The 22,057-nt window shown below is 36.2% G+C and carries 19 protein-coding genes, 1 pseudogene and 1 riboswitch; of the genes and pseudogenes, 16 read left to right on the forward strand and 4 right to left on the reverse strand.

Annotated features, from left to right (window positions below; translation table 11 throughout):
* On the forward strand, nt 1-1,419 hold the full coding sequence (locus tag ACR1PO_RS22125; RefSeq protein ID WP_433988193.1) for a CCA tRNA nucleotidyltransferase: 1,419 nt from the start codon (nt 1-3) through the stop codon (nt 1,417-1,419).
* Nucleotides 1,420-1,576: 157 nt separating this feature from the next.
* On the opposite strand, the gene ACR1PO_RS22130 is transcribed toward ACR1PO_RS22125, so the two are convergent.
* The 3 genes from ACR1PO_RS22130 to ACR1PO_RS22140 form a co-directional block, all read right to left on the reverse strand.
* Complete coding sequence (locus ACR1PO_RS22130) at nt 1,577-2,632, reverse strand: YncE family protein (protein ID WP_433988194.1); 1,056 nt, start codon at nt 2,630-2,632, stop codon at nt 1,577-1,579.
* Between the two features lie 20 nt (nt 2,633-2,652).
* Nucleotides 2,653-4,479, reverse strand: coding sequence for a TonB-dependent receptor plug domain-containing protein (locus tag ACR1PO_RS22135; RefSeq protein ID WP_433988195.1), 1,827 nt, complete (start codon nt 4,477-4,479; stop codon nt 2,653-2,655).
* A 31-nt stretch (nt 4,480-4,510) separates the two neighbouring features.
* Nucleotides 4,511-4,688, reverse strand: a riboswitch (cobalamin riboswitch).
* A gap of 135 nt (nt 4,689-4,823) precedes the next feature.
* Nucleotides 4,824-6,113 carry a T9SS type A sorting domain-containing protein gene (locus tag ACR1PO_RS22140; protein WP_433988196.1) on the reverse strand — a complete coding sequence of 430 codons (1,290 nt, stop codon included), beginning with the start codon at nt 6,111-6,113 and terminating at the stop codon, nt 4,824-4,826.
* Between the two features lie 179 nt (nt 6,114-6,292).
* Here ACR1PO_RS22140 and ACR1PO_RS22145 point away from each other — a divergent pair, with 179 nt between their 5' ends.
* Together ACR1PO_RS22145 and ACR1PO_RS22150 are read left to right on the forward strand one after the other, a co-directional pair.
* Nucleotides 6,293-7,921 (forward strand): AraC family transcriptional regulator, encoded by a 1,629-nt coding sequence (locus tag ACR1PO_RS22145; RefSeq protein ID WP_332385190.1) that lies wholly within the window; start codon nt 6,293-6,295, stop codon nt 7,919-7,921.
* Nucleotides 7,918-9,048, forward strand: a complete 1,131-nt coding sequence (locus ACR1PO_RS22150; RefSeq protein ID WP_433988197.1) for a tetratricopeptide repeat protein — start codon at nt 7,918-7,920, stop codon at nt 9,046-9,048. The genes ACR1PO_RS22145 and ACR1PO_RS22150 overlap by 4 nt, the downstream gene beginning before the upstream one ends.
* A 58-nt stretch (nt 9,049-9,106) precedes the next feature.
* Here the strand turns inward: ACR1PO_RS22150 and pafA are convergent, their stop codons facing one another.
* A complete protein-coding gene (gene pafA, locus ACR1PO_RS22155) occupies nt 9,107-10,753 on the reverse strand; it encodes an alkaline phosphatase PafA (RefSeq protein WP_433988198.1) in 1,647 nt (548 codons plus the stop codon).
* 96 nt (nt 10,754-10,849) lie between these two features.
* Between pafA and ACR1PO_RS22160 the strand changes: the two genes are divergently transcribed.
* From ACR1PO_RS22160 to ACR1PO_RS22220, 13 genes and pseudogenes are all read left to right on the forward strand, one after another.
* Nucleotides 10,850-11,644, forward strand: a complete 795-nt coding sequence (locus tag ACR1PO_RS22160) for a DUF6896 domain-containing protein (protein ID WP_433988199.1) — start codon at nt 10,850-10,852, stop codon at nt 11,642-11,644.
* A 14-nt stretch (nt 11,645-11,658) separates the two neighbouring features.
* The gene (locus ACR1PO_RS22165) at nt 11,659-12,444 is read left to right on the forward strand and encodes a hypothetical protein (protein ID WP_433988200.1); all 786 of its coding nucleotides are present in this window, start codon (nt 11,659-11,661) and stop codon (nt 12,442-12,444) included.
* Nucleotides 12,445-12,463: 19 nt separating this feature from the next.
* Nucleotides 12,464-12,856, forward strand: a complete 393-nt coding sequence (locus tag ACR1PO_RS22170; protein ID WP_433988201.1) for a VOC family protein — start codon at nt 12,464-12,466, stop codon at nt 12,854-12,856.
* A 16-nt stretch (nt 12,857-12,872) separates the two neighbouring features.
* On the forward strand, nt 12,873-13,409 hold the full coding sequence (locus tag ACR1PO_RS22175) for a GNAT family N-acetyltransferase (protein ID WP_332385183.1): 537 nt from the start codon (nt 12,873-12,875) through the stop codon (nt 13,407-13,409).
* A 102-nt stretch (nt 13,410-13,511) separates the two neighbouring features.
* Nucleotides 13,512-13,745, forward strand: coding sequence for a hypothetical protein (locus tag ACR1PO_RS22180; protein WP_332385182.1), 234 nt, complete (start codon nt 13,512-13,514; stop codon nt 13,743-13,745).
* A 99-nt stretch (nt 13,746-13,844) separates the two neighbouring features.
* Nucleotides 13,845-14,039 (forward strand): hypothetical protein, encoded by a 195-nt coding sequence (locus ACR1PO_RS22185; protein WP_332385181.1) that lies wholly within the window; start codon nt 13,845-13,847, stop codon nt 14,037-14,039.
* 140 nt (nt 14,040-14,179) lie between these two features.
* A pseudogene (locus ACR1PO_RS22190) lies at nt 14,180-14,266 on the forward strand (hypothetical protein); the annotation flags it as partial.
* A gap of 105 nt (nt 14,267-14,371) precedes the next feature.
* Entirely contained in the window at nt 14,372-14,914 is a 543-nt protein-coding gene (locus ACR1PO_RS22195) for a hypothetical protein (RefSeq protein ID WP_433988202.1), read from the forward strand.
* 103 nt (nt 14,915-15,017) lie between these two features.
* Nucleotides 15,018-15,590 carry a Crp/Fnr family transcriptional regulator gene (locus ACR1PO_RS22200; protein WP_433988203.1) on the forward strand — a complete coding sequence of 191 codons (573 nt, stop codon included), beginning with the start codon at nt 15,018-15,020 and terminating at the stop codon, nt 15,588-15,590.
* Between the two features lie 46 nt (nt 15,591-15,636).
* Nucleotides 15,637-16,188, forward strand: a complete 552-nt coding sequence (locus ACR1PO_RS22205) for a putative glycolipid-binding domain-containing protein (protein ID WP_433988204.1) — start codon at nt 15,637-15,639, stop codon at nt 16,186-16,188.
* 237 nt (nt 16,189-16,425) lie between these two features.
* The gene (locus tag ACR1PO_RS22210) at nt 16,426-18,045 is read left to right on the forward strand and encodes a T9SS type A sorting domain-containing protein (RefSeq protein ID WP_433988205.1); all 1,620 of its coding nucleotides are present in this window, start codon (nt 16,426-16,428) and stop codon (nt 18,043-18,045) included.
* An 11-nt stretch (nt 18,046-18,056) separates the two neighbouring features.
* Nucleotides 18,057-21,476, forward strand: coding sequence for a hypothetical protein (locus ACR1PO_RS22215; RefSeq protein WP_433988206.1), 3,420 nt, complete (start codon nt 18,057-18,059; stop codon nt 21,474-21,476).
* 4 nt (nt 21,477-21,480) lie between these two features.
* On the forward strand, nt 21,481-22,057 hold a 577-nt coding region (locus tag ACR1PO_RS22220), incomplete at its 3' end, for a DUF6443 domain-containing protein (protein WP_433988207.1).

The raw sequence follows: 22,057 nt of genomic DNA on the forward strand, positions 1-22,057 counted from the left end.
ATGAAAATCAATCTTAATCAAAATAAGAATTTAAAACTTTTTAAAATCATTTCTGAAGCAGCAGAAAGGAATAACCAGTCCGTATACATTGTAGGCGGTTATGTGCGTGACCTTCTGATGAACAGAAAAGCTTCTACAGATATAGATTTTGTAACGGAGCAAAGCGGTATTGAGCTTGCCCAGAATGTAGCTCAGGATATAGATCCGAAATTGAAGGTTTCCGTATTCAAGACTTACGGAACAGCCATGATTAAATATAAAGAGCTTGAGCTTGAATTTGTAGGGGCAAGAAAGGAAAGTTATACAGAAAACAGCCGCAAGCCTGAAGTAGAGGGTGGAAGTCTGGAGGATGACCAGAAGAGAAGAGATTTTACGATCAATGCGATGGCTATCTCTTTAAACAAAAATAATTTCGGAGAACTGATCGACCCTTTTAATGGAATTGATGATCTTGAAAAAGGAATTTTAAGGACTCCGCTGGAACCTGCCCAGACTTATTCTGATGATCCTTTAAGGATGATGAGAGCGGTACGTTTTGCTTCTACTTTACATTTTAAAATTGAGGAAAACTCCCTGCAAGCTATCCAGCAGGAAGCGGAAAGAATCAAGATTGTTTCTATGGAGAGGATCATGGTAGAATTCAACAAGATCATGCTTTCCGAAAAACCTTCTGTTGGTCTTAGATTAATGGAACAAACCGGCCTTTTAAAGCTGATTATTCCTGAACTGATTGAACTGAAGGGTGTGGAAGAAGTGGAAGGGCAAACACATAAGGATAACTTTTACCATACATTGGAAGTAGTAGACAATATTTCCGTGAATACAGATAACCTTTGGCTGCGTTGGGCTGCCCTGCTTCATGATATTGGAAAAGCTCCAACCAAAAAATTTGTGGAAGGAACGGGATGGACATTCCATGGACATGAGTTTTTAGGCTCAAAAATGGTTAAAACACTTTTCCAAAGATTGAAACTGCCTTTGGGAAGTGACATGAAATATGTTCAGAAAATGGTAAAGCTTTCGTCAAGGCCCATTGCTCTGATCACTGATGACGCCTCAGATTCTGCTTTAAGAAGACTTTTATTTGATGCCGGAGAAAATCTGGAAGATCTTTTCACCCTTTGCAAGGCAGATATTACCACAAAAAACTCCAGGAAACAGGAGAAGTTCAAAAAAAACTTTGAATATGTAGCGGTAAAAATCAAAGAAGTGGAAGAAAAGGATCAGGTAAGAAACTTCCAGCCGCCTATTACCGGTGAAGAGATTATGGAAATGTTCAATCTTAAGCCGGGCCGTGAAATCGGTATTTTAAAGGAAAAAGTAAAAGAAGCCATTCTGGAGGGTGAAATTCCCAATGAAAAGGAAGAAGCTACTAAGTTTGTGATAGCTGAAGCTGAGAAACTGGGATTGACAATATAATCAAGTTATAAAATATAAAAAATCCGGCGGGATGTTCCATCCCGCCGGATTTTTTTTGCTTACTATGAAAACAAAGCCGGCCGGTTTCGAAGAAACCGGCCGGAAAAAAACACAAATGATGAAAAAATAAAAAATTATTTTTAGAAGTAATAAATTATTATGGGTTCAGAAAAGTTCCGTTAGCCCCAATACCTCCTGTTTTTACAGTAACAATCTTATTTCCTGTAGCTGCTGAGTATACAACCATTTCGCTTTCTTGTGTAAACTCCTTTACATCTGAAGCAAAAATTCTTCCGTCAATAACATTAAATCCATATAACGTAAAGTAAGGACCTCCATCTGCAGCTGTTAATAATGGGCTGGAAGGAACTGTCGGAGCAGTTAAACTTGTTGTGTACACTTTATTGCCTGAACTGAAGTATAATTTGTCATTATCAATCTGAAGGTTGGTAGCACTTGGAATTCCTGTCAGTGTAATTACCGGTGTAAGAGTTCCTGTACCTGAAATTTTATAGATGTAAGAATCTGTAGCCGTGGAAGCAATTGTGTAAACGTTGGATTTGTAAGAAACAGTGTTTCCAATCTGACCATTCGGAACGGTAATTTCAGTTTTGCTGTCGTTGGAAGTATTGATATAAGTAATCTTGTTTCCATACCCTGATGAAGCATTTTGTACGAAAATATTTCCTCCCGCTTCTACCGTTTTATCAGAAACTTCAGTCATGTTAATTTTGCTTACAAATGAATAATCCGAAGCTTTATACTTTGTTATACTTTGAGTATGTGCACTGAAATTGGTATTAGCAACATAGATAAAGTCATTAGCGAAAGCAATTCCTCTCGGATTATCAAGCTGTTGTGCGATTACTCCCAATTTCTTAAATGTGTAACGGTCTACTACAACAATTTTGTTTGAGTTATTCAAAACAAGATAAGCTTTATTTCCGTTAAGACCAATGGTCTGAAGAACATCACCCAGGATATCTTTATTGTTGTTATAACCATATACATCATCCTGCTTAAGGCTTAAATCTCTCGTCACGAAAGTTACTTTAGCTCCCTGGCTGTTATAATTACCTTCATTAGAGATAAAATATCCGTTCTGATAAGTGATCGGAGAAACTTCAAATTCCTCAGAATCACTTGTACATGAAGACATATTAAACAATAGTACCACTGCAAATAATACAGTTAAAAGTTTAGTTATTTTCATAATTTATTCAATTTTAATTATTAAAAATTTATTGCTGCATACACGCTATAGTTTCTTTTCGGTAAAGGATTGAAAGAAACGGTTTTATAGTATGTATTGGTTAGATTATTCACTTTAAACCCTAAGGTATACTTTTTTGCCAGGGTTGCAGAAACACCCATATTTAAAAGAAAATAAGGATCTATAGCTTCTGACCTTTTTTCATCACTTGTGGTGTAGGTAACCCCGTTCAGTAATGCCTGGGTAAAAAATTTAAAGAAACCATATTCATAATCCAGATTAACCGTTCCTCTGTGTATAGGAACGTAAGGTCTCTGCATGTTTGTTTCTTTATCAATAGATTTTGCATAATAATATCCTGCATTTGCATGGATTTTATGACTTCCAAGCTGTTTACTGAAAGAAAGCTGAGATTCCAGCCCGTAAGATTCTGCTTTATTGACATTAAAAGCCTGCCAGTACCCTTTAGCAGTTGGCAGCCATACAATAAGATCTGTAATATTCATATAATAAGGAGAAAGGCTAAGCCTGAAATCTCCTACTTTGAACTCATTAGTCATATCCACCTGAGTTGAGGTTTCCGGTCTCAGGTCTTTATTTCCGCCCGGTTCATAGTAAATATCATTAAATGACGGATATCTGAAATTTTTGGAGACATTAATGCCCACATCATACCATTTTGCAGCGCTCCATTTTCCGGAGAATGAATACATTAACGGTGATTTCACATCTTCCACAAAATCTTTTTTAAATCCACCTTCAAAACGCAGGTCTTTCGTTGCAAAATATCGCAATAGCCCTGAAACGGAACCTATATTTCTGCTGACACTGGATATTCCGTTCTGATATCCTTCTCCTTTATTGACCTGAAACTCTCCGATCAGATTAAAATTCCATTTTGAATTCAGGAAATAATTGAAATCATTTTTAAAAATATAATTTTTCCCGGTTCCACTGCTGGATTTAGGTTGGGTCAACGAACCGAAATACTGGAAATTCTCCTCTGTATAGGCAGCCTTAAAAGAGTTGCTGAACTTTGTTTTGTTCCAGTCCCAGGAAAGAAGGCTCCTTACGCTTTGCGTTTTATATTTAGTTTTTGTCCCTGTTTCCTCATACACCGGATAATGCTGTGAGGAATCAAAAAACTGGCTCTGCCATGAAATTTTATGATCGTTCGTAATTCTATAGGATGCCCCTACATTGAACGTTGTATTGTAATAATTCCCGTTTCTGTTGACATAGTTAAGGTCACTTACCTTATAATCATTTTCACTTACGGAGTAATTTCCTGAAGCTTTAAAGCTGAACTTATCATTGCTGTAAGAACCTTTTACAAAATTATTATAAGTATTAAAGGAAGCCACTTCAGAAAATAAAGAACCATGGAAACCTTTATTAAAATCGAGGGTATTATTCAGGTGAATGCTTCCCCCAATGGCTCCGCTTCCATAGACAACACTTCCGCCGCCGGCTTTTATTCCGATCTGATCATATCCGAACAATGCGATATTATTGATATCTCCCTGTCCGAGAAAATTGGAATTGATATTAATTCCGTTCCATACAAATGCAGTCTGCTGGGCGGTAGTCCCCCTGAAAGAAGGTGAAGAAACAGCGCCACGGCCATTTTCCTTAATAAATACCTGTGATTGAAATCTCAGAAGTTCCGAAAGGTTGCTGGAGTTCTTCTCAGCATCCTCTGCTGAAATTATTTTTACGGGATGAAAAAGTTTCACCCTGTTCATCTGGTTGTCGAAAACATAAATAGTGTCAATGGTTTTCTCTTGGCCAAAAAGAAAACAACCATACGATGAAAAAAGCAGTATTAAAGATCTTTTTATATCCATACCTTTTTACTTTTCCTCCGAAAGCAATATGTTTTTTGTTATAATCCTGGCAGGTCTCCTGACTTTCGCATTCTGCCCCTTCCCGTTGCTAAACAGTGGTTTTTTGCAGAAACTTGTGTTGCGATTTACAGTTGCGGGGACAGTCCGGGAGTTACACCCGATTCCCTTTTCATTCCAAAATACTGGAAACCAAAATTTTTGCAAAGATAGTTTTTTATGTGTATTCAACAAAAAACCGTGCTTCGCCTTAAAAATGTTATCTTTTGGGTATGTAAACAAAAAAGAACAGCCGCTTTCAATATTGAAAACAGCCATTCATCCCACTACTTTACTATTTATATATGTTATTTTTTGATAAATTTATAAGTCTGTTGCTTTTCTCCCTTCACAGAATATTCCAGAATGTAAGCTCCTTTTGACAAGGATGAAACATCAATTTGTCCTTCTACAGTATTGAATGATTTCACTCTTTGTCCAACCAAATTATAAATCTCTGCCTTGTCTATTTTTCCTGTCCCTTTAAAATATAGAATATCAGTAACCGGGTTAGGATAAATACCCATGCTGTTTTTTTCTTTTACCACATCATTCACAGATAAATATTCAGATGCATCCAGATAAAAAGCAACCATTTGATTGGAAGCATTCACACCCATTCCGGCAATTTTCTTTCCATCCTGAGAAATAGCCAGAGGAAGTCCCATCGTTACTCCATTGGTGGCAATTCCTAAGGATACCGCATAATCATTCAGATTAACTCTTCCGGTGGCAGAGGTCCATATAAAACCCTCGCCAGACATTGGAGGCGCTCCGAATGCTCTGTAATATCCAATAACTTTAGTTCCATCCCCTGAAATTCCTGTTGCTCCTCCCTTGAAACTGAATGATGCATTAGGATGCGTAATATAAGTAAGTCCGCTTACTGCATTCCAAACATAGGGATTAGGATTGGCTGAACCGATGATTGTACTTCCGTCTGCGGAAATACCTCCCGCTTCTCCAACATTATTTCCATTGTTATCTGTAATAAAGCTTTCTACTCCATCCTGCCATTTCGCACCACTCCTGGTACCGTTTGATTCGTCCTGCCATCCGACAATTACCGTTCCTGAAGCATTGATTGCGTTTGCCCTGGAGCTTCGTCCCTGAACAATACTTCCCAGATCTACCATTCCGTTTACTTCATCCCATTTCACAGCATGTGCGTTAGCTGCCGTAAGGAATCCCAGCCCCACAATTGTATTACCATTAGCTGTCATCCCCCAGGTAGAACTTACACTGCCATCCCAGCCGGCAGGAACCAGCCCTCCCCTGTTTACCCATGTGCCCGTAGCTACATCATAAGTCGAGATTTCATTGAAACCTGTTGCAGCATTTGTAACGGAAGATGAGATCTTGGTCCCGTCATTCGAAACTATGGTTCTGCCCGCGGCAGGATATCCGTTTGATATTGAACCTATCTGTACAAGTCCTCCCGATGCATTCCATTTATATATAGCTCCTGCACTTGTATGCAAGCTTACTACTCCATTATCTGAAACAGCTCCTACATTATAATTCCCCAGGCCTATTACAGTAAGCTGAGCTTTCACAATACCCAATTTCAGAAAAAGGCAAGCTGTTAATATTTTCATTGACATTTTGTAAAAATTTTTCATATTTTATTATATTTAGATTTTTTAATTGGTGAAAACAATATTAATATAATATTTACCACACCCAAAGAAATTGACTTTCATAATTCGTGAATTTCAAAAGAATATAATTTTTAAAATATTAATAATCAAACATATAAGAAAACAATATTTTGAATATGGATTTTACCCGAATTATTCAAAAAAACACAAACAACCCAGTATTCATTCAAAAATTATTTGATCATAGCAAAGAAATTCTCCTTGTTATTTTCATTGGCTTTTCCATTATCACCAATGCACAATCCGGTCCTGACTTTACTATCCTGGCAGATAAGGCATTTCTGAAACTCTATCAGAATTCTGACGAATGTATCAGCTATACTCAGGGAATTCTTGTCAGTGATCAGAATACAGAACACAAAATGATCCTTCAGAATATTATTTCCCAGGCTTTTGCTATGAAAGGTGATTATGTACAATCTGTAAATATTTTTGCTCAAAAAGAAGATCCTGACCTGCACAATAATCTTTCTTATTTTATGCAGATCTTCGGTGATTATAACCTTGCTGATCAGTATCAGAATCTGGGTTTATACAATCAGTCTAAGAGAATTATCAGTTATCTCCTGTCTGATCAGAAACTTCTTAAAAGTAACGATGTGGCTCTAAGAGTTACTACCGCAAAACTATATCAGCTTCAGGCTTTGAACTCAGGGATCAACCGGGATTATTCCACAGCGCTGCAAAATCTGGACAAAAGCAATCAATACCTCAGCGGTCAGAATGAAGAAAATAAAATATTAAAACTGGAAAACAGGATTTTCCGTTCTTCCTATCTGCTGAAACAAAATAAACTTATCGAATATCAACCTCTTATAAAAAGTATTATTGATGATCTTGAGCATCAGAAAAACCAGCCATTTCTCTTAGGTCTTGCCTATGAAAACCTATCTCAATATTATTTTCTGAAGCAGGATTACAGAGCGTCTGTTGAAAAGCTGGAAGCCGGACTTTCACTGATTGAAAATCTGCCTTTCAATAATTTAAAAATTAAAATCTATGAGTCATTATCCCGCAGCTATTATGCACTTCATGATGATACAAAGTACCACCGGTACAATAAACTCTGCAATGATCTAAAGACAAAAACAGATGCCAGTTCCAGGGAAGGAATACGGTATCTTGTAAAACTTGTGGAAACCAGTCAGAATAAAAATATTGAATTTCAAAAGCTGATGTTTGTTAAATCCTTCTGGTCGTTAGCACTCATTTTGTCTTTGATAATCTTGGGACTATTCGCTTATTTTTTAAGTATTAAAAGTAAAGGTAAAGACTTAAAAAAACAATTTGATTTCTTTGAAAAACAGATCAGTCGCAAGTCCCAATCTGCCATTCCAGAGAAGGCTACTTCAACAGCAAAAGATTCCGGTTCTACCAAAATATCAAGGGAAAAAGAAGATGAGATTCTTCGCAAACTTGAAGAATTCGAAAAATCCGGTCATTATCTGAATAAAAACATGTCGTTATCCATGCTTTCCTCTCAAATGGAGGTTAACACGAAATACCTTTCAGAAGTTATTAATAACAAGGAGAAAAATTTTAACGGCTATATCAACAAACTAAGAATCAATCATATTGTACAATTATTAAAGAATGATTCTACTTTTCTCAATTATAAAGTGAGCTATCTTGCAGAGTATTCAGGGTTTTCATCACACAGTGCCTTTACTACGGTCTTTAAGTCTGTCACCGGAATGTCTCCCAATACATATATTCAGGAAATCAGTAAAAGTAAAACTGTATGAAACTCTTTTTTAAAATAATAACCTCAATCCTTCTGTCTTTTTGTATCGTTATAAAAGCTCAGAAAATACCGGACCGTGAATTAATAAGAAAAGCCCGGCTTGAAATTTATGACAACCCCGATTATACCATTAAAACCGGAGAACAATTATTAAGGAAAAATCCGGATATCAGTACATCCATTGATATTTACATGCTGCTTTCCACAGCGAATATTGCCAAAAGAAACTTCGAGGAATCTTTAAAGTATATTTTAAAAGCTAAGGAACTCTCGCAGAAAACCAATGATTTCAAAAGCAAGGCAAGCGTTCTTATTTCTGTTGCCATTCAATATCAGCAGATGGAACTATTCAATAAGAGTTTAGAAACTTTGAATGAAGCCGATCAGTATCTGGCCAGAATACCGGAAACTCCTTTCAAATATATTGAAAACGCAAGAAGTTATGCTATAAAGGGAATGATTTACAAGAGTCAGTCTAATTCAGAAATTGCCCTGGAAAAGTTTCTTATTTCGATACAGAATTTTGAAAAAGTATCTTCCGGGAAAACCACCTACGCTAATATGAGTGTGGTATACTATAACATTGGATACTGCTATCTTAATCTCAATCAAATTGATAAGGCACAGGAAGCTTTTGTTCAGTCTTTGGACTATGCCCGGAAAAATCATGCTAAAAGTCTGGAAGCATTTGCCTTGAAAGGAATTGCTGAAATCTACAGGCAAAAACATGAAAATCAATCAGCAATCAATCTTTTGCTAAAAGCAGAAAACCTGTGTAAAAATACAGGAGATATTATTTTGAACGAAGGCATCTACAAAGAATTAGCTGATAATTATCTTGCTCTGGGAGAACAGAATTTCTATCAGCAGTATAACAAAAAATACCTGGAAATGCGTTTCAGGAGAAAGCAGAACGAACTGAGATCCATTAATCAGATTATTGATAATCATAATAGGGAAACCTATTTAGAAAGCGAAAAGCTGAAATCTTATCATAATTCCATAATAACAGCTTCTGTTGCTTTGGGAGGTATTATAATGGCTGTACTCCTGTATTTTATTGTAAAGGTCAGAAGACAAAATAAAGAATTTCAGAAAGAAATTCAGCAAATGATAAGAGCATCATAACCAAAATAAAAAGCCGTTCCAACACTGGAACGGCTTTTATTTTATATAATTTTCAACTTTATTTACCCATAACTTCAGTAATCGGGTTCCCTACATTTCCGCTTGGGAACTGAATTTTCAGTAATGAAGATACCGTAGGGGCAATATCTGTCATGTGATATTCCTTATTGCTTTCTCCTTGCTTCACTCCCCACCCCATAAAGATCAATGGGATATGTGAGTCGTAAGAATTCCATACACTGTGTGTAGTTCCTGTTTTTGAATATGGAGGAAGCATAGAATCATGGGAGATCAGCTGGATGTCTCCGCTTCTCTGTCTGTTGATTCCGTTGATAATTCTCTGTTTGATCGGCTCCGGAATACTGGATTCCTGAACTTTATCTACGGAAACAGCATATAAAACTGTAGGATCCTTCTCAATTTCTTTCACTGCAAAGTTTCTTACATCATCCAGTTCAAGCTTGCTGTCAGCCAATACTTTTCTGTCAAAATAAATCTGGTAGTTATCAATAGCGCTGATCAGTTTATCAGCCCCGAATTTTTCTTTCAGCTTCTGGTTCAGGTTCTTTTCTGCATCTTCTCCGAAGAATCCTGTCGGGATTTTATGTTCTTTAAGGAATCCTACAGAATGCGCTCCTCCGTGGTCAGCAGAAAGGAAAACCGTATACTCTCCTTTTCCTACTTTGGAATCAAGATATTTGAAAAATTCTGCCAGATCCTGGTCTAATCTGATATAAACATCTTCCACCTCAATAGAATTCGGTCCGAATTTATGTCCTGCATAATCCGTAGACGCAAGGTTGATGGCTAAAAAATCTGTAATATTATCTCCACCTAGTTTTTCACCTTCTACTGACGCTTCAGCCAACTTTAATGTCAACGTATTTCCGAAAGGGGTATAACGGATATTATCTTTTTTAGCCTGATAATCTTTTGCTAAATTGCTGTATGGGAAAGTAGGTGTTTTCGCACTTCCCAGCAGACCTTCCCAAGGTGAATTGTCAGGTGCGCTTTCCGTATATTCATTGATTGGAAGTAAAGTATTCCAGCCATTTGCCACTAATTTTTCAGGAAGATTCTGCGCGTTGAATGATTTTACCCATTGAGGAAGATCATTCATGTACCATGTACTCGTAATGAAATTTCCTGTGCTGTCATCAAACCAGAAGGCACCGTTTGGAGTATGACCTGCAGGAAGAATAGAAGCACGGTCTTTCAAAGAAACCCCCACTACTTTTCCCTGAAAGTTGGTAGCTAGTCTCAATTCGTCAGTTACCGTAGTAGACCAAAGGTTTTTCGGAGAGTGGCTTCCGGTTTTTGCATTGGTAGTTCCAACCGGCTGAACGCTCTCATCCGCAGTACAGTAAACTCCTTTTCCTGTTTCCTTATCCGTCCAGTCATTTCCGGCAATCCCATGAATAGCCGGTACAGAGCCTGTGTAGATACATGTATGTCCTAATGCCGTAATGGTAGGTACATAAGGAATATGTACATTATTCAAAGAGTATCCTGTATTCAAAAGTCTTTTGAAACCATCATTTCCGTATTTACCATAAAAACGGTACAGATAGTCCCAACGCATCTGATCTACCACCAGACCTACGACTAATTTGGGTCTTTCCAATTGAGTATTTCTGTTCTTCTGCGCATTGATTGTAACTACGGACAATAAAGTAGCTGCCGCAATTGAAATGTTCCTAAGCATCCAAGTAAAATTTTTATTGACCACAAATTTAAGGGTTTTGAAAGTTTTGGAGTGTGAAATTTTATTTAATTTTGAACTAATCATTGATTTAATGCTTTGGAAAGAACCACTCATGTAATAACTGCTAAATCAATACAAGAACTTCCTTGTATTGATTACCTCAGAAATATTCCACGACAAAAAATAATTAAAATAGTTTTTGATCATCCTATCAGCTATATCAGAGAAGATTATGGTGAACAATTAACAAAAGATCTCCCTCATTTTCAAATTGCTATTCATTCAATTGAGCCTAAAATTGAAATAAAGAGACTGATTACAAAAGAAGAGATAATCGCCAACCAATTGTTTTTTGTACAGTGTGCCAAAGATTACAGAAAACTTGGCGAAGAACTGGTCTGTTTATTTTTTGAAAAGAAGAAAATAAAGCTAAACAAAGATTTCCCTTTTCTTGCTTTTAATTATTTCAAAGGTCGAAGTAGAAGAACTCAGAGTGGAAAAGTAGGAAAATGGAGATATTTCCTTCATGGTTATCATTGTTATTTTCAAAATGTAATTACAAAGCAGGAAATTGAAGTTCCATTTATGTTTGGAATGGAGTTCGGAGACCTTGATCCCTATTTTTTTTCTCTTTATATTAAATCTACTCCTGACTACCAGCCTCTTCCCGTTACTATTTACGAAGATTTTGCGGATGGAAAAAGAATATTAGATGTAATGCTCCAATTGGAACTACTGGAACGAATTAATTCAAATCTTGAAACTCATTCCGGGCTTGCAATCAAAGACAGAAATAAGGTTGAAATTAAAATATATAATCCTGATAAAGATTATGAAAAAATTGAATTCAACTCCAGATTATCAAGATTTATACAGTTTTTAAATTTTTAAACTTTTAATAACCAATGATTTTAGGCGTATACTGGTATTTCGGATTTCCAGAAAATTTATATTACTTCCGGTTTTTCAAATTTTATCCCGGGTATGGCGGACACGCCGATAACCCAGCCGAATTGGCAGCAAAGGTCCGGGTTAAAAATACAGATGATCTTATCCTGAAACTCGAAGAACTGAAAGCTGGTTTCAAAGAAACTTATTTGCACCTGAATATCGATGGAAATCAACTGATCATCAATATTGGTGACCATATGCTTTTTGATTTTCATTTTCAGTTTGCATTAGAAATTGAAGAATTATTGATCCGGGAAAATGCTGTATTATTAGATTCCGGAGTTTCTTTTACCATTCAATCCAGTAAAAGCTACCCCCCTGAAAGAGAAAAATTCAGAAATATAGAACACCGTTTTATCCAGATGGTTGGTTCGGATTTCAAAAAAAGCAATGCAGAAAATTATGCTGCCAGAATTGACTGTAATCTGCCTTTGCAGTATAAGCAGGATCTTATTAATGATTTTGTGCAGATATGCAGGGAAGAAAATCTCCATGTATTTTACTATAATGATTATGATTTTAAAGATCATTGTAATCTGATGCTCTTTTTCACCAATGGCAGACAGAAAAAAGATACTTTTCAAAAGGTTGATATCAATTCTTTCGGAAGTAAAGTACGCCGGCTTACTCAAAAATACCCTCTTCACTTCGGCCATTTCGGAAGCTTCAAAGAATATCCTTTACAAGGGCCTCATGCAGAACTGATGGTGGATGAAGAATATATTATCAATAAAAAATAAACCCATTTTATTCACTTATATGATCAAATTCAAATATGTCATTCTTTATGTTAAAGATGTAGAGCAGTCCATGAATTTTTACAAAAATACTTTCGGTTCTGAAATAAAGTTCATCACCCCTGAAAAAGATTATGGAGAACTTCTGACCGGTGAAACTACTCTTTCCTTCGCGTCTGTCAGCCTTGCAGGTTCCAATATCAAAAAAGGATTTTTAACCGCAAAAACAGAAGACAAGCCCTTCGGAATGGAATTAGGATTTACTACTGACAATGTAGAAGCTTTGGTAGAAAAAGCAATAAAAAACGGAGCTGTTCTTTATGAAGATATTGCTGTAAAGCCATGGGGCCAAAAAACGGCTTACATCAAAGATCCCAACAATTATCTTGTGGAAATCTGTACTGAAATCCAATAAACTTAAAACATCTGATGTGGAAATAAGAAAATTACAAAAATTAGCTTCCAACCCTGTTTTGAATTGGGGGCATAACGGCTATATAACAGACACAATATACTCAGTCTCTTCTATTGAATATGGAGGTTCTTTTGAGTTTATTTTAAAAGAAAAGTCCTTGCCTTATACCAAAACCTGGGATACCGCCAATAAAGACCTTGCAGACCTGAACACCATCATTGAACAGGGAAATTCTTTCGGTGCTTTTATTAATGAAGAACTGACAGGCTGGATCATCTGTGAGCAAAGAACGTGGAACAACAGTTTTTATATTGAAAATATTCTGATCGATGAAAAACACAGGCGGGAAGGAATCGGAGTTATGCTGATTAAAAATGCCATTAAAGAGGCAAGAAAGCTAAACTGCAGAGTTATGGAGCTGGAAACACAGAATACCAACTACCCTGCCATTCAGTTTTACAGAAGAATGGGATTCAATATTACCGGGCTGAACACCAGACTCTATGAAAATACGGAGGAAATTGCTCTTTTTATGACTTTAGATCTGGAATAGAAAGATCGTTATCATACAATCTTTAGTCGCTTTCAATTAAAACACTTGCCGGTGTGTTAAAAAATTTATACATTAGTTATCAACAAATTAAAAATGATTACTATGAAAAATCTGAAAAAATTAAAGAGAAATCAGCTTGTCCTGATCAGCGGTGGAGACACTCCATATGCTATATGTGATATCGATGGCAACTGTCCTCCCACAATAGGCTCCTACTATTGCAGCGATGGTACCTGCTACAGAGTTTCCGGCGGTGGCGGCGGTAATCCGGGCTGTCATGAACCGATGCGTCTTTGCCAGGAATGGGAAACAGGATGCGGATGTGTTTATATGTAAAGTATACTTGTTAGATAAAATTTTGTTGAGGGCGGTTTTTACCGCTCTTTTTTGTTTAAAAAAATGCATATTTGCAGTAAGACTAATATCAAAAAGCTCATGTTACGACAAACTTATTTTATAGCTGCACTCACTGCCTTTTCATTCATGTATGCGCAGAAAAAGACATTCAAATGTGTAGAAGTTCATGATGCTGTCAAACTTATTGATGAAGAAAAATATGATGATGGAATCGCTATCCTTAGAGAATGTGAAAAAAAGATCCACAAGATTATACCTATCCATATGAAATAGCACTTGCCTATATTCGAAAAGAAGACTATAAAAGTGCCATATTACTGTTAGAAAAAATCAAAGATTATCCAAATATAGATGACTACTATTATGCCCTTCTTGGTAATGCCTATGATTATGCTGATAACCCGGAACAAGCTATAAAAACTTATGATGAAGGATTAAAAAAATTTCCGTCTTCCGGAAAACTCTATCTTGAGAAAGGAGTTGTCCTTGAACTTCAAAAAAAAATAACCCAGGCCATTGAAAACTACGAAAGAGGGATAAAGGCACAACCATCATATCCATCAAACTATTACAGAGTAGCCAAATTATTTTTAAATTCTAATAATATGCTATACGGTCTCGTTTATGGTGAAATATTCTTAAATCTGGAACGCACCACTTCCAGAAGCCAGGAAATGAGTCAACTTTTATATGACGGATATAAAAAAGCAGTAAAATTCAAAGATAAAAGTACAACAGTTGATTTTTGCCAGGCCTTTATTACTATTAAAAAAGACAGTAAACCTACTGATCCTCTTCCTTTCTGTCTTCTTTACAGCGGATATTTTGCACTCGCTACTGTCGATAAAAAAGAAATCAATTTAGAAACCCTGTCAGACATCAGAAAAAAGGCGTTGAAGGAATATTTGAAACACAAGAACAATCCGTCAAATGTTTTATTAAACTATCAAAAAATAATGGATGACAACAATCTATTTAATGCTTATAATTATTATCTGTTTCAGATAGGAGATCAAGAAGCTTTTAAAAGCTGGCTCATTAATAATAAAGCAGAATATGAGAAATTTGTAGATTGGTACACGAAAGATACCAATATTCTGAAAATCGATAAAAAGAATCTTTATATCGCTGACCCTATACCAAAATAAAGGTATTTTTTAACAATCTTATATAATCCGTTTCTAAACTTAATCTTGTACAAACAGCCTTCTTCAATTTTATTATTTTTGCAAAAAATATCGCTCTGATATCATGCAAAATCTTCTGAACTATATCAGATCACTCACACCATTTTCCGATGAAAGCTGGAAAATGCTTCTGCCTGCTTTATCGGAAAGAACTTACAGAAAAAATGAACTGATGTTACAGGAAGGAGAGATCTGTAACTCTCTGTTTTACATTGATAAAGGATATTGCAAAAGTTATTATGAAATACAAGGAGATGTTAGAAATACCGGATTTTTCTTTGAGAATGAAATCGCTACCAATATCAGCAGCTTTGGAAACGGACAAAAATCGGAGTTTAACATTATTGCCTGTGAAGAACTTCATGCCATTATTTTTGATAAAAAAAGATTGTTTGAAGCTGCTGCTAAAATCCCTGAAATTGAGACATTAGGACGGCATTGTATTCGTCAGTTTGCTTCCAGGCAGGAAGAATTTTCCGATTTGTTCAAGCTTTATACAGCACAGGAAAGACTCGAATATCTGGAAACCCGCTATCCTCATATGATTCAGCGTATATCTCTCACTCAGCTGGCTTCATTTCTGGGAGTTGCAAGAGAAACATTAAGCAGAATCCGGAAACGAAGGGTATCCCGCTGACATTAAAAATCCATTCAAAAAGCCACAACATTAAAAACAATATGATATGAAGACATTAATCTGGCAAGGAATCTTTTATCAATCCCTTGAATATTTTAATCTACAATCAGACGATAAAGGGTATACTGCAGAATCGAAAATCATTGGCTGCCACGAGGATAAAATATATGCACTGAATTATAAAATTCTTATTGATAAAGACTGGACTGTTCAGGATTTTATAATTGAATCAGAAATCAATACAGCTAAAAGAATATTTTCAGGAAAAAGAAATCAGAATCAATGGGATATCAATAATGTCCAGCACCCCGAATTCAATCATTTTAAGTTTATAGACATTTCTCTGACACCATTTACCAATACGCTTCCGATTAATAATTTAAGACTTCCAGAGAATAGCTCTCTGAAAATTGACGTGATTTATATTGATGTTTTAAACCATCATATCAGACCTGTACAGCAGCAATACACCCGCATGGCAGCTAATAAATACCTGTATGAAAATATTGAAACCGATTTTAAAGCAGAAATTTTGGTAGATGAAACAGGATTAGTCACCAGCTACCCTGAATTGTTTGAGAAAATTTCGGAACTCTGACTTTGAAAGAGGCAATAACAATTTAGTCAAGGTTACTTAATTAAAATAACACGACAAGTTTTGTCGTTTCGTGTATATATTTTTGCTTCGGAATAAAACAAAGCCAATATAAACAATGAAATTAAATATTTAACAGCAGGTTTTACATTAAATCGCATTAATGTGATTTTTGCATCTTAAAAAGTGCTAAATTCGCAAAGTTTTAAAAAGCTAATTACTAACTCAAAAAACATTAAAATGAGAAAGTTTTATCTCAGTGCACTTACTTTGTGCATGGTTCTGGGCGTATCTGCCCAGGAAGTGGTATGGCAGAAAGATATCCAATCCTCTACCCAGGATTTTCTAAGCCAGGTTACCACTACCATTGATCAGCAGTATCTTATCACAGGAAGTTCCATACAGTCAGGAAGCGGAAAGCCGGAGGCTGGAAGTAAGCAGAACAACGGTTACGATTTTCACCTGATCAAACTCAATCAACAGGGAGAAGAAGTCTGGGAAAAGTATTTCTCAGGATCAAACCATGATTATCTGTCTTCAACGGTTACCACACAGGACGGAGGATTTCTTCTGGCTGGTACCAGCTATTCAGGAAAAGGGTTGGATAAAAAAGAGGATTCCAAAGGAGGATCAGATATCTGGCTGGTCAGAATCAATGAATTTGGAGATGAATTATGGCAGAAAACATTGGGAAGTTCTTCCGATGAAGAAGCAAGAGCTGTGATTCAGACTACAGATCAAGGATTCTTTGTTGCGGGAAACGTACAGGGCTCTTCAAAAGGTTATGGTTCCAAAGATATTCTGATCACAAAACTAGACAAAGACGGAAAAGAACTCTCACAGGTAATTTTAGGGGGAAAAGGTTTGGATGAAGTAGAAAAAATGATTCCAACCAAAGACGGAGGAGCATTACTCGGAATGTATTCAAGAAGTTCAGCTGTACAAAGTAAAATGTATAATGTACAAAGTCCTCAAAATACATCCGACACCCGACATCTGACAACGGTACAAAAACAAAGCGACAACTTTGGCGAAGGCGACTACTGGATCGTAAAGCTTGACAAAAACGGAAAAGTGGAATGGGAAAAGAATTTCGGAGGAAAAGGTGATGATCATTTGAGAACATTGGCTTTAACTTCAACCGGCTTTATCATTGGCGGGGAATCCAGATCAGAAAGGTCAGGCAATAAAACCGTAGGAATTGAAGAAGGAACAGACCTCTGGCTGATTTCATTAAATGAAAGAGGCGATGAGCAGTGGCAGAAGTCTTACAATTTGGGTAACCGGGATATCCTGATGGGTATGAGTGTAATAAGCGGGAAGCAGGAAGATGGAAGCGGGGAGTCTAAAGGCATTCTGCTGGGAGGTTACACGCAGGCGGAAGGAAGAATAGAAACGGATGATGAAACCTTCTGGATGCTGTATCTGGATCAGAATGGCAATGAGCAGTGGAGAAAACACGTCAAAGGAGAATCAAGGAAGAAAGCAGAGAGGCTATCTGATTTAAAACTCAACAGGGACGGTTCTATTGTTCTGGCCGGAACCAGTGCAGAAGAGCTGGGGAAAGAAAACTGGAAGATTGTAAAACTGGGAGACAAACAGGTTGATCAGTTAATTGAAAAATACGATATCAAAATCTATCCAAACCCTGTTTCAGACTATGCTTACATAGAAATCGGTTTTGATTTTAAGGATGCAGATATTCTGTTGTATGATATGAGCGGAAGACAGCTTCAGAGTATTAAAACGAAGAATAAAGTGACTAAAATTAATACCCAGGCTTTGGTTCAGGGAGCATATCTGGTGACCATAAAAACGGATAATAATAAAACAGCAAATGCCAAACTGATAAAAAAATAAAAACTAATTCCATGAAGAAAAATACAATTGCTGTAATTTTATTACTAGCTTCATTACACAATACACTTCTTGCGCAATCTGGGGTAGGTGGAAATGACCCCAAAAGTTATGTTGGCGATATCAACCAAATGTTTCCTTCCGCACCGACTTCCAACAATTTAATGAAATTTGAAGAAGTTCCTGTAAGTTATTACACAGGAATTCCTGATATTAATATTCCCTTGGTCAGTATCCCAACAAGCAATCCTAAAGTTGTGATGGCTGTACAATTAAAATACCACCCTTTAAATGCTAAACCAGAAGACAAAGCAAGTGAAACAGGATTAGGTTGGAGCCTTATTGCAGGAGGAACAATTTCCAGAACAGTTAGGGGAGGGAATCCTGATGAAAAAAATAGAACTATTTTATTCTCTTCTCCTCCAAAAACAAAATATGGTATTTATAATGAAATTTATAATCCAACTTCAAAATTGATAAAAGATCAAACAATTGATCTTAATGATTACAGCTTTGAAGCAGCCATGGGAAAATATGATACAGAATACGATCTGTATCAATACAATTTTATGGGGCAATCAGGAAGATTTTATATTATAAAAGATGACAATGGGAATTATAAACCTGAAAAATTAGACAAAAATAATTTACAGATCATCATTAATAATATTGCTCCGGCTGAAATTACCAGTTTTACTATTGTTGATGATAAAGGAATCAGATACACTTTTGAAGGGATGGAAAAGTCTCAAAAATCTATTACAAGTGTAAAAATAGGCATTATAAGCGGAATAGGTAACCCTAACCCAAGTATGGACATTGCAGATTATTGGGCTGCATTTAACTTAACAAATATCAAAGATCAGAATAATAATCTTCTTGCCACTTTCAATTACGGCCTTAATTCTGTTGTTAAATTTGAAGAACCTTCGACGACAATTAAGCGACTTGCTGGCAATGTGCAATATTCCAATACCAGTGGAAGTACTGAAATCTCCGATGGGAGTATGCCTGGAGCTTTTGAAACGCAGTATGTTTATAATACAACCAATACCAAGTTGTTAACAAGCATTGATGTCTTAGGAAAAGGATCAATTTATTTAAATTATGAAAAAGGAAGGCAGGATTCGAATTATATGGAGCCTACTGAACTCTACAAACTAAAATCTGTTCAGTCAAATTATATTGGGCAAAATACACAACAATACATAGATAAATATGTGTTGGATTATGGGTATTCAAATACAAATTGGCAACCTGAAAATGGAGCAATGAAAACATTGCAGAAAATGATGCTGGTAAAAGTTACCAAGACAGCACCTAATGTACAAAATCAGGAATATAACTTAGATTATTATGTCAATTCAGGTATACTTCAAAAAGATAAATGGGGATATTATAAAGGAGATAATGATGCGTACAGAACAGACGTTTTAAAATCTTTAACATATCCTACAAAAGGAAAAGCAGTATTTGATTTTGGAGAAAATATTTACAGCTATATCAATGGAACAGAACCTGTAACAGGGGAATGGATTGACACCGATAATACTTTTGTATCCTATGATTTAAATACATTTAGTTCGTCAATAAAAGAAGAATTTTTCACCGTTCAGACTCCACAAAAAGTTAAGCTTCATCTTGATCTTGGAAATCTAATTTATTCCAATTGGCATTTTTATATTTATAAAAAAAACGCAGACAACACCTACTCTCCTTCCCTTGCTGATTTTGGCTTAAGCTGGCAGTCTTGTATAAGCAACAGTGGCGCTCAGTGCATGAATCAGAACTTAGGACCAAACGGAGAACCTCTTACAGAATATGACTATGAAACAGTTACGTTACAACCGGGAACCTACTATTTATCCTTAACAGGAAGTAAAGGTATTACTCAAGTACCTATCTCATATTATCTTACAGCGTATACGAAAGAGCACTATTTTAATAGCTTCCTGACTAAAAAAGGTGGAGGTATCAGAATTAATAATATTAAATATTTCGATACACTGACCTCTACAGAACCAGCTAAAGGACTTTTTTATGACTATAAAGACATTAATGATCCGCAAAAAAGCAGTGGTTCTCTTGTCTTCCCGGAACCAATTACAAGCTTTGACGATAGTTATTCCTATAGAAATAAGTTTTATAATCCTACAATTACCTATAACGCTAATTTTAAAGTAACCACGGATTATAATATCCTACCGGTTCAGAAAACACAGGGTTCTGATGTGGGGTATAAATATGTAACGGTTGAACAAAAAGATAAAGATGGCAATGGAAAAGGTAAAACAGTTCATACATTCAGATCTCCTATAGATTACCCAAATGATGGAATTCTATCTACGGTGCCACCTGTTGTCCCTATTCCTAATCTTGATTATTTAAGAGGACAGCCAGTTTCGGAAAAGGTTTACAATGCAGCAGGTCAGATTATTTCAGAAACTACAACGCAATATACCACAACTGAATTTGAAAAAAATGATGCGATTAAGCTTTATGACAATTATGAAAAGAATATGGTTTCTGAACTTTTTGGTTTCAGTAGTTATCAAGCACTTTATAATCAATTACACATTGGAGTAATGCTCACTAACCCTTATAAAGGTTTCGAAAAGTTTGGAATAACACTACCCGTTCAAAAAGAAGAAAAACAATATTTCTATACAAACGGAGTTCAGAATTCTGTGGTTAAAACAACGAACACTACTTATAATCAGGAAGATTATCCGATAAGTGTTACTCAAAATGAGCCGGGAGCAGAGACTTATATCTCAAAATATAAGTATGCTAAAGAAAAAAGCAATCAATATTTGACAGTTAAAAATATGATTGGTATTCCACTGGAGACAGAAGCCCAAAAGAATGGTATAACGGTTTCTAAGATAGAGTCTTTATATCCTGTCAATCAGGCTGAAGCAGACACAAAAACTTCTGGATTGGCTGTGCCTTACCAGGTAAATTCTACCGATTTACAAAATGTTGTTTCTACTGAATTGACTTATGATAAATATGATGAAAAAGGAAATTTGCTTCAGTATACTACAAAAGAAGGAGTTCCTGTTTGTATTGTTTGGGGGTATAACCAAACCCAGCCAATAGCTAAGATAGAAGGAATTACTTACGCACGTTTATCAGGAATATCTCCCGGTATTTTAGAAATTGTTAATGCTTCCAATACAGATGCATCAGCAGGCGTGAACAATGATGAAACAGCCTTCTTATCAGCATTGAATACCTTCAGAAGTAATACCGCATTATCCGGTTATCAGATCACTACTTATACTTATGACCCTTTAGTAGGAGTAAGAAGCATCACACCACCATCAGGAATTACCGAAAGCTATAGTTATGATTCGGCTAACCGACTTGAAAAAGTAATTGATGTAAATGGCAAAGTGCTGAAAGAAATGAAATACAACTATAAAAACTAAACTGATGAAAAAACTCATAATACCTATAGGAGCATTGCTCTTATCCAATATAAGCTATGCCCAGCTTTCAATCATTTCAAGCAATGAAAATTATATTCAGACCAAAACGTATCTGGATTATAACGGAACTTCCCCTACAAAATCCTCGGAAACAGTCCAGTATTTAGATGGATTGGGAAGGCCTAAGCAGATTGTCAACTTACAGGCTTCACCTCTGGGAAGAGATGTTGTCACTCATATCGAGTATGACCAGTTCGGAAGACAGGTAAAAGATTACCTGCCTGTTCCCCAGCTTTCTACCAGCAATGGAAACTATTATTCCGGCCCATTGGGAGTGTACCCCACCACTTATGGTAATGAAAAAATCTATTCAGAGAAGGTTCTGGAGAATTCACCTTTAGACCGGGTCCTGGAACAGAGACCGGTGGGAAATGACTGGAACGGAAAATCGGTAAAGTTTGAATATTCTGCCAATATAGGAAATGATGTCTACAAATTTGTTCCTGCAACGGTATGGGAAAACGGAGCCACTAAAACGACTTTAACGGTATCTGCGTATAGTGAGGCCAATCAACTCTACA

Origin of the sequence: Chryseobacterium amylolyticum, assembly GCF_051011775.1 — a bacterium.
GTDB lineage: Bacteria > Bacteroidota > Bacteroidia > Flavobacteriales > Weeksellaceae > Chryseobacterium.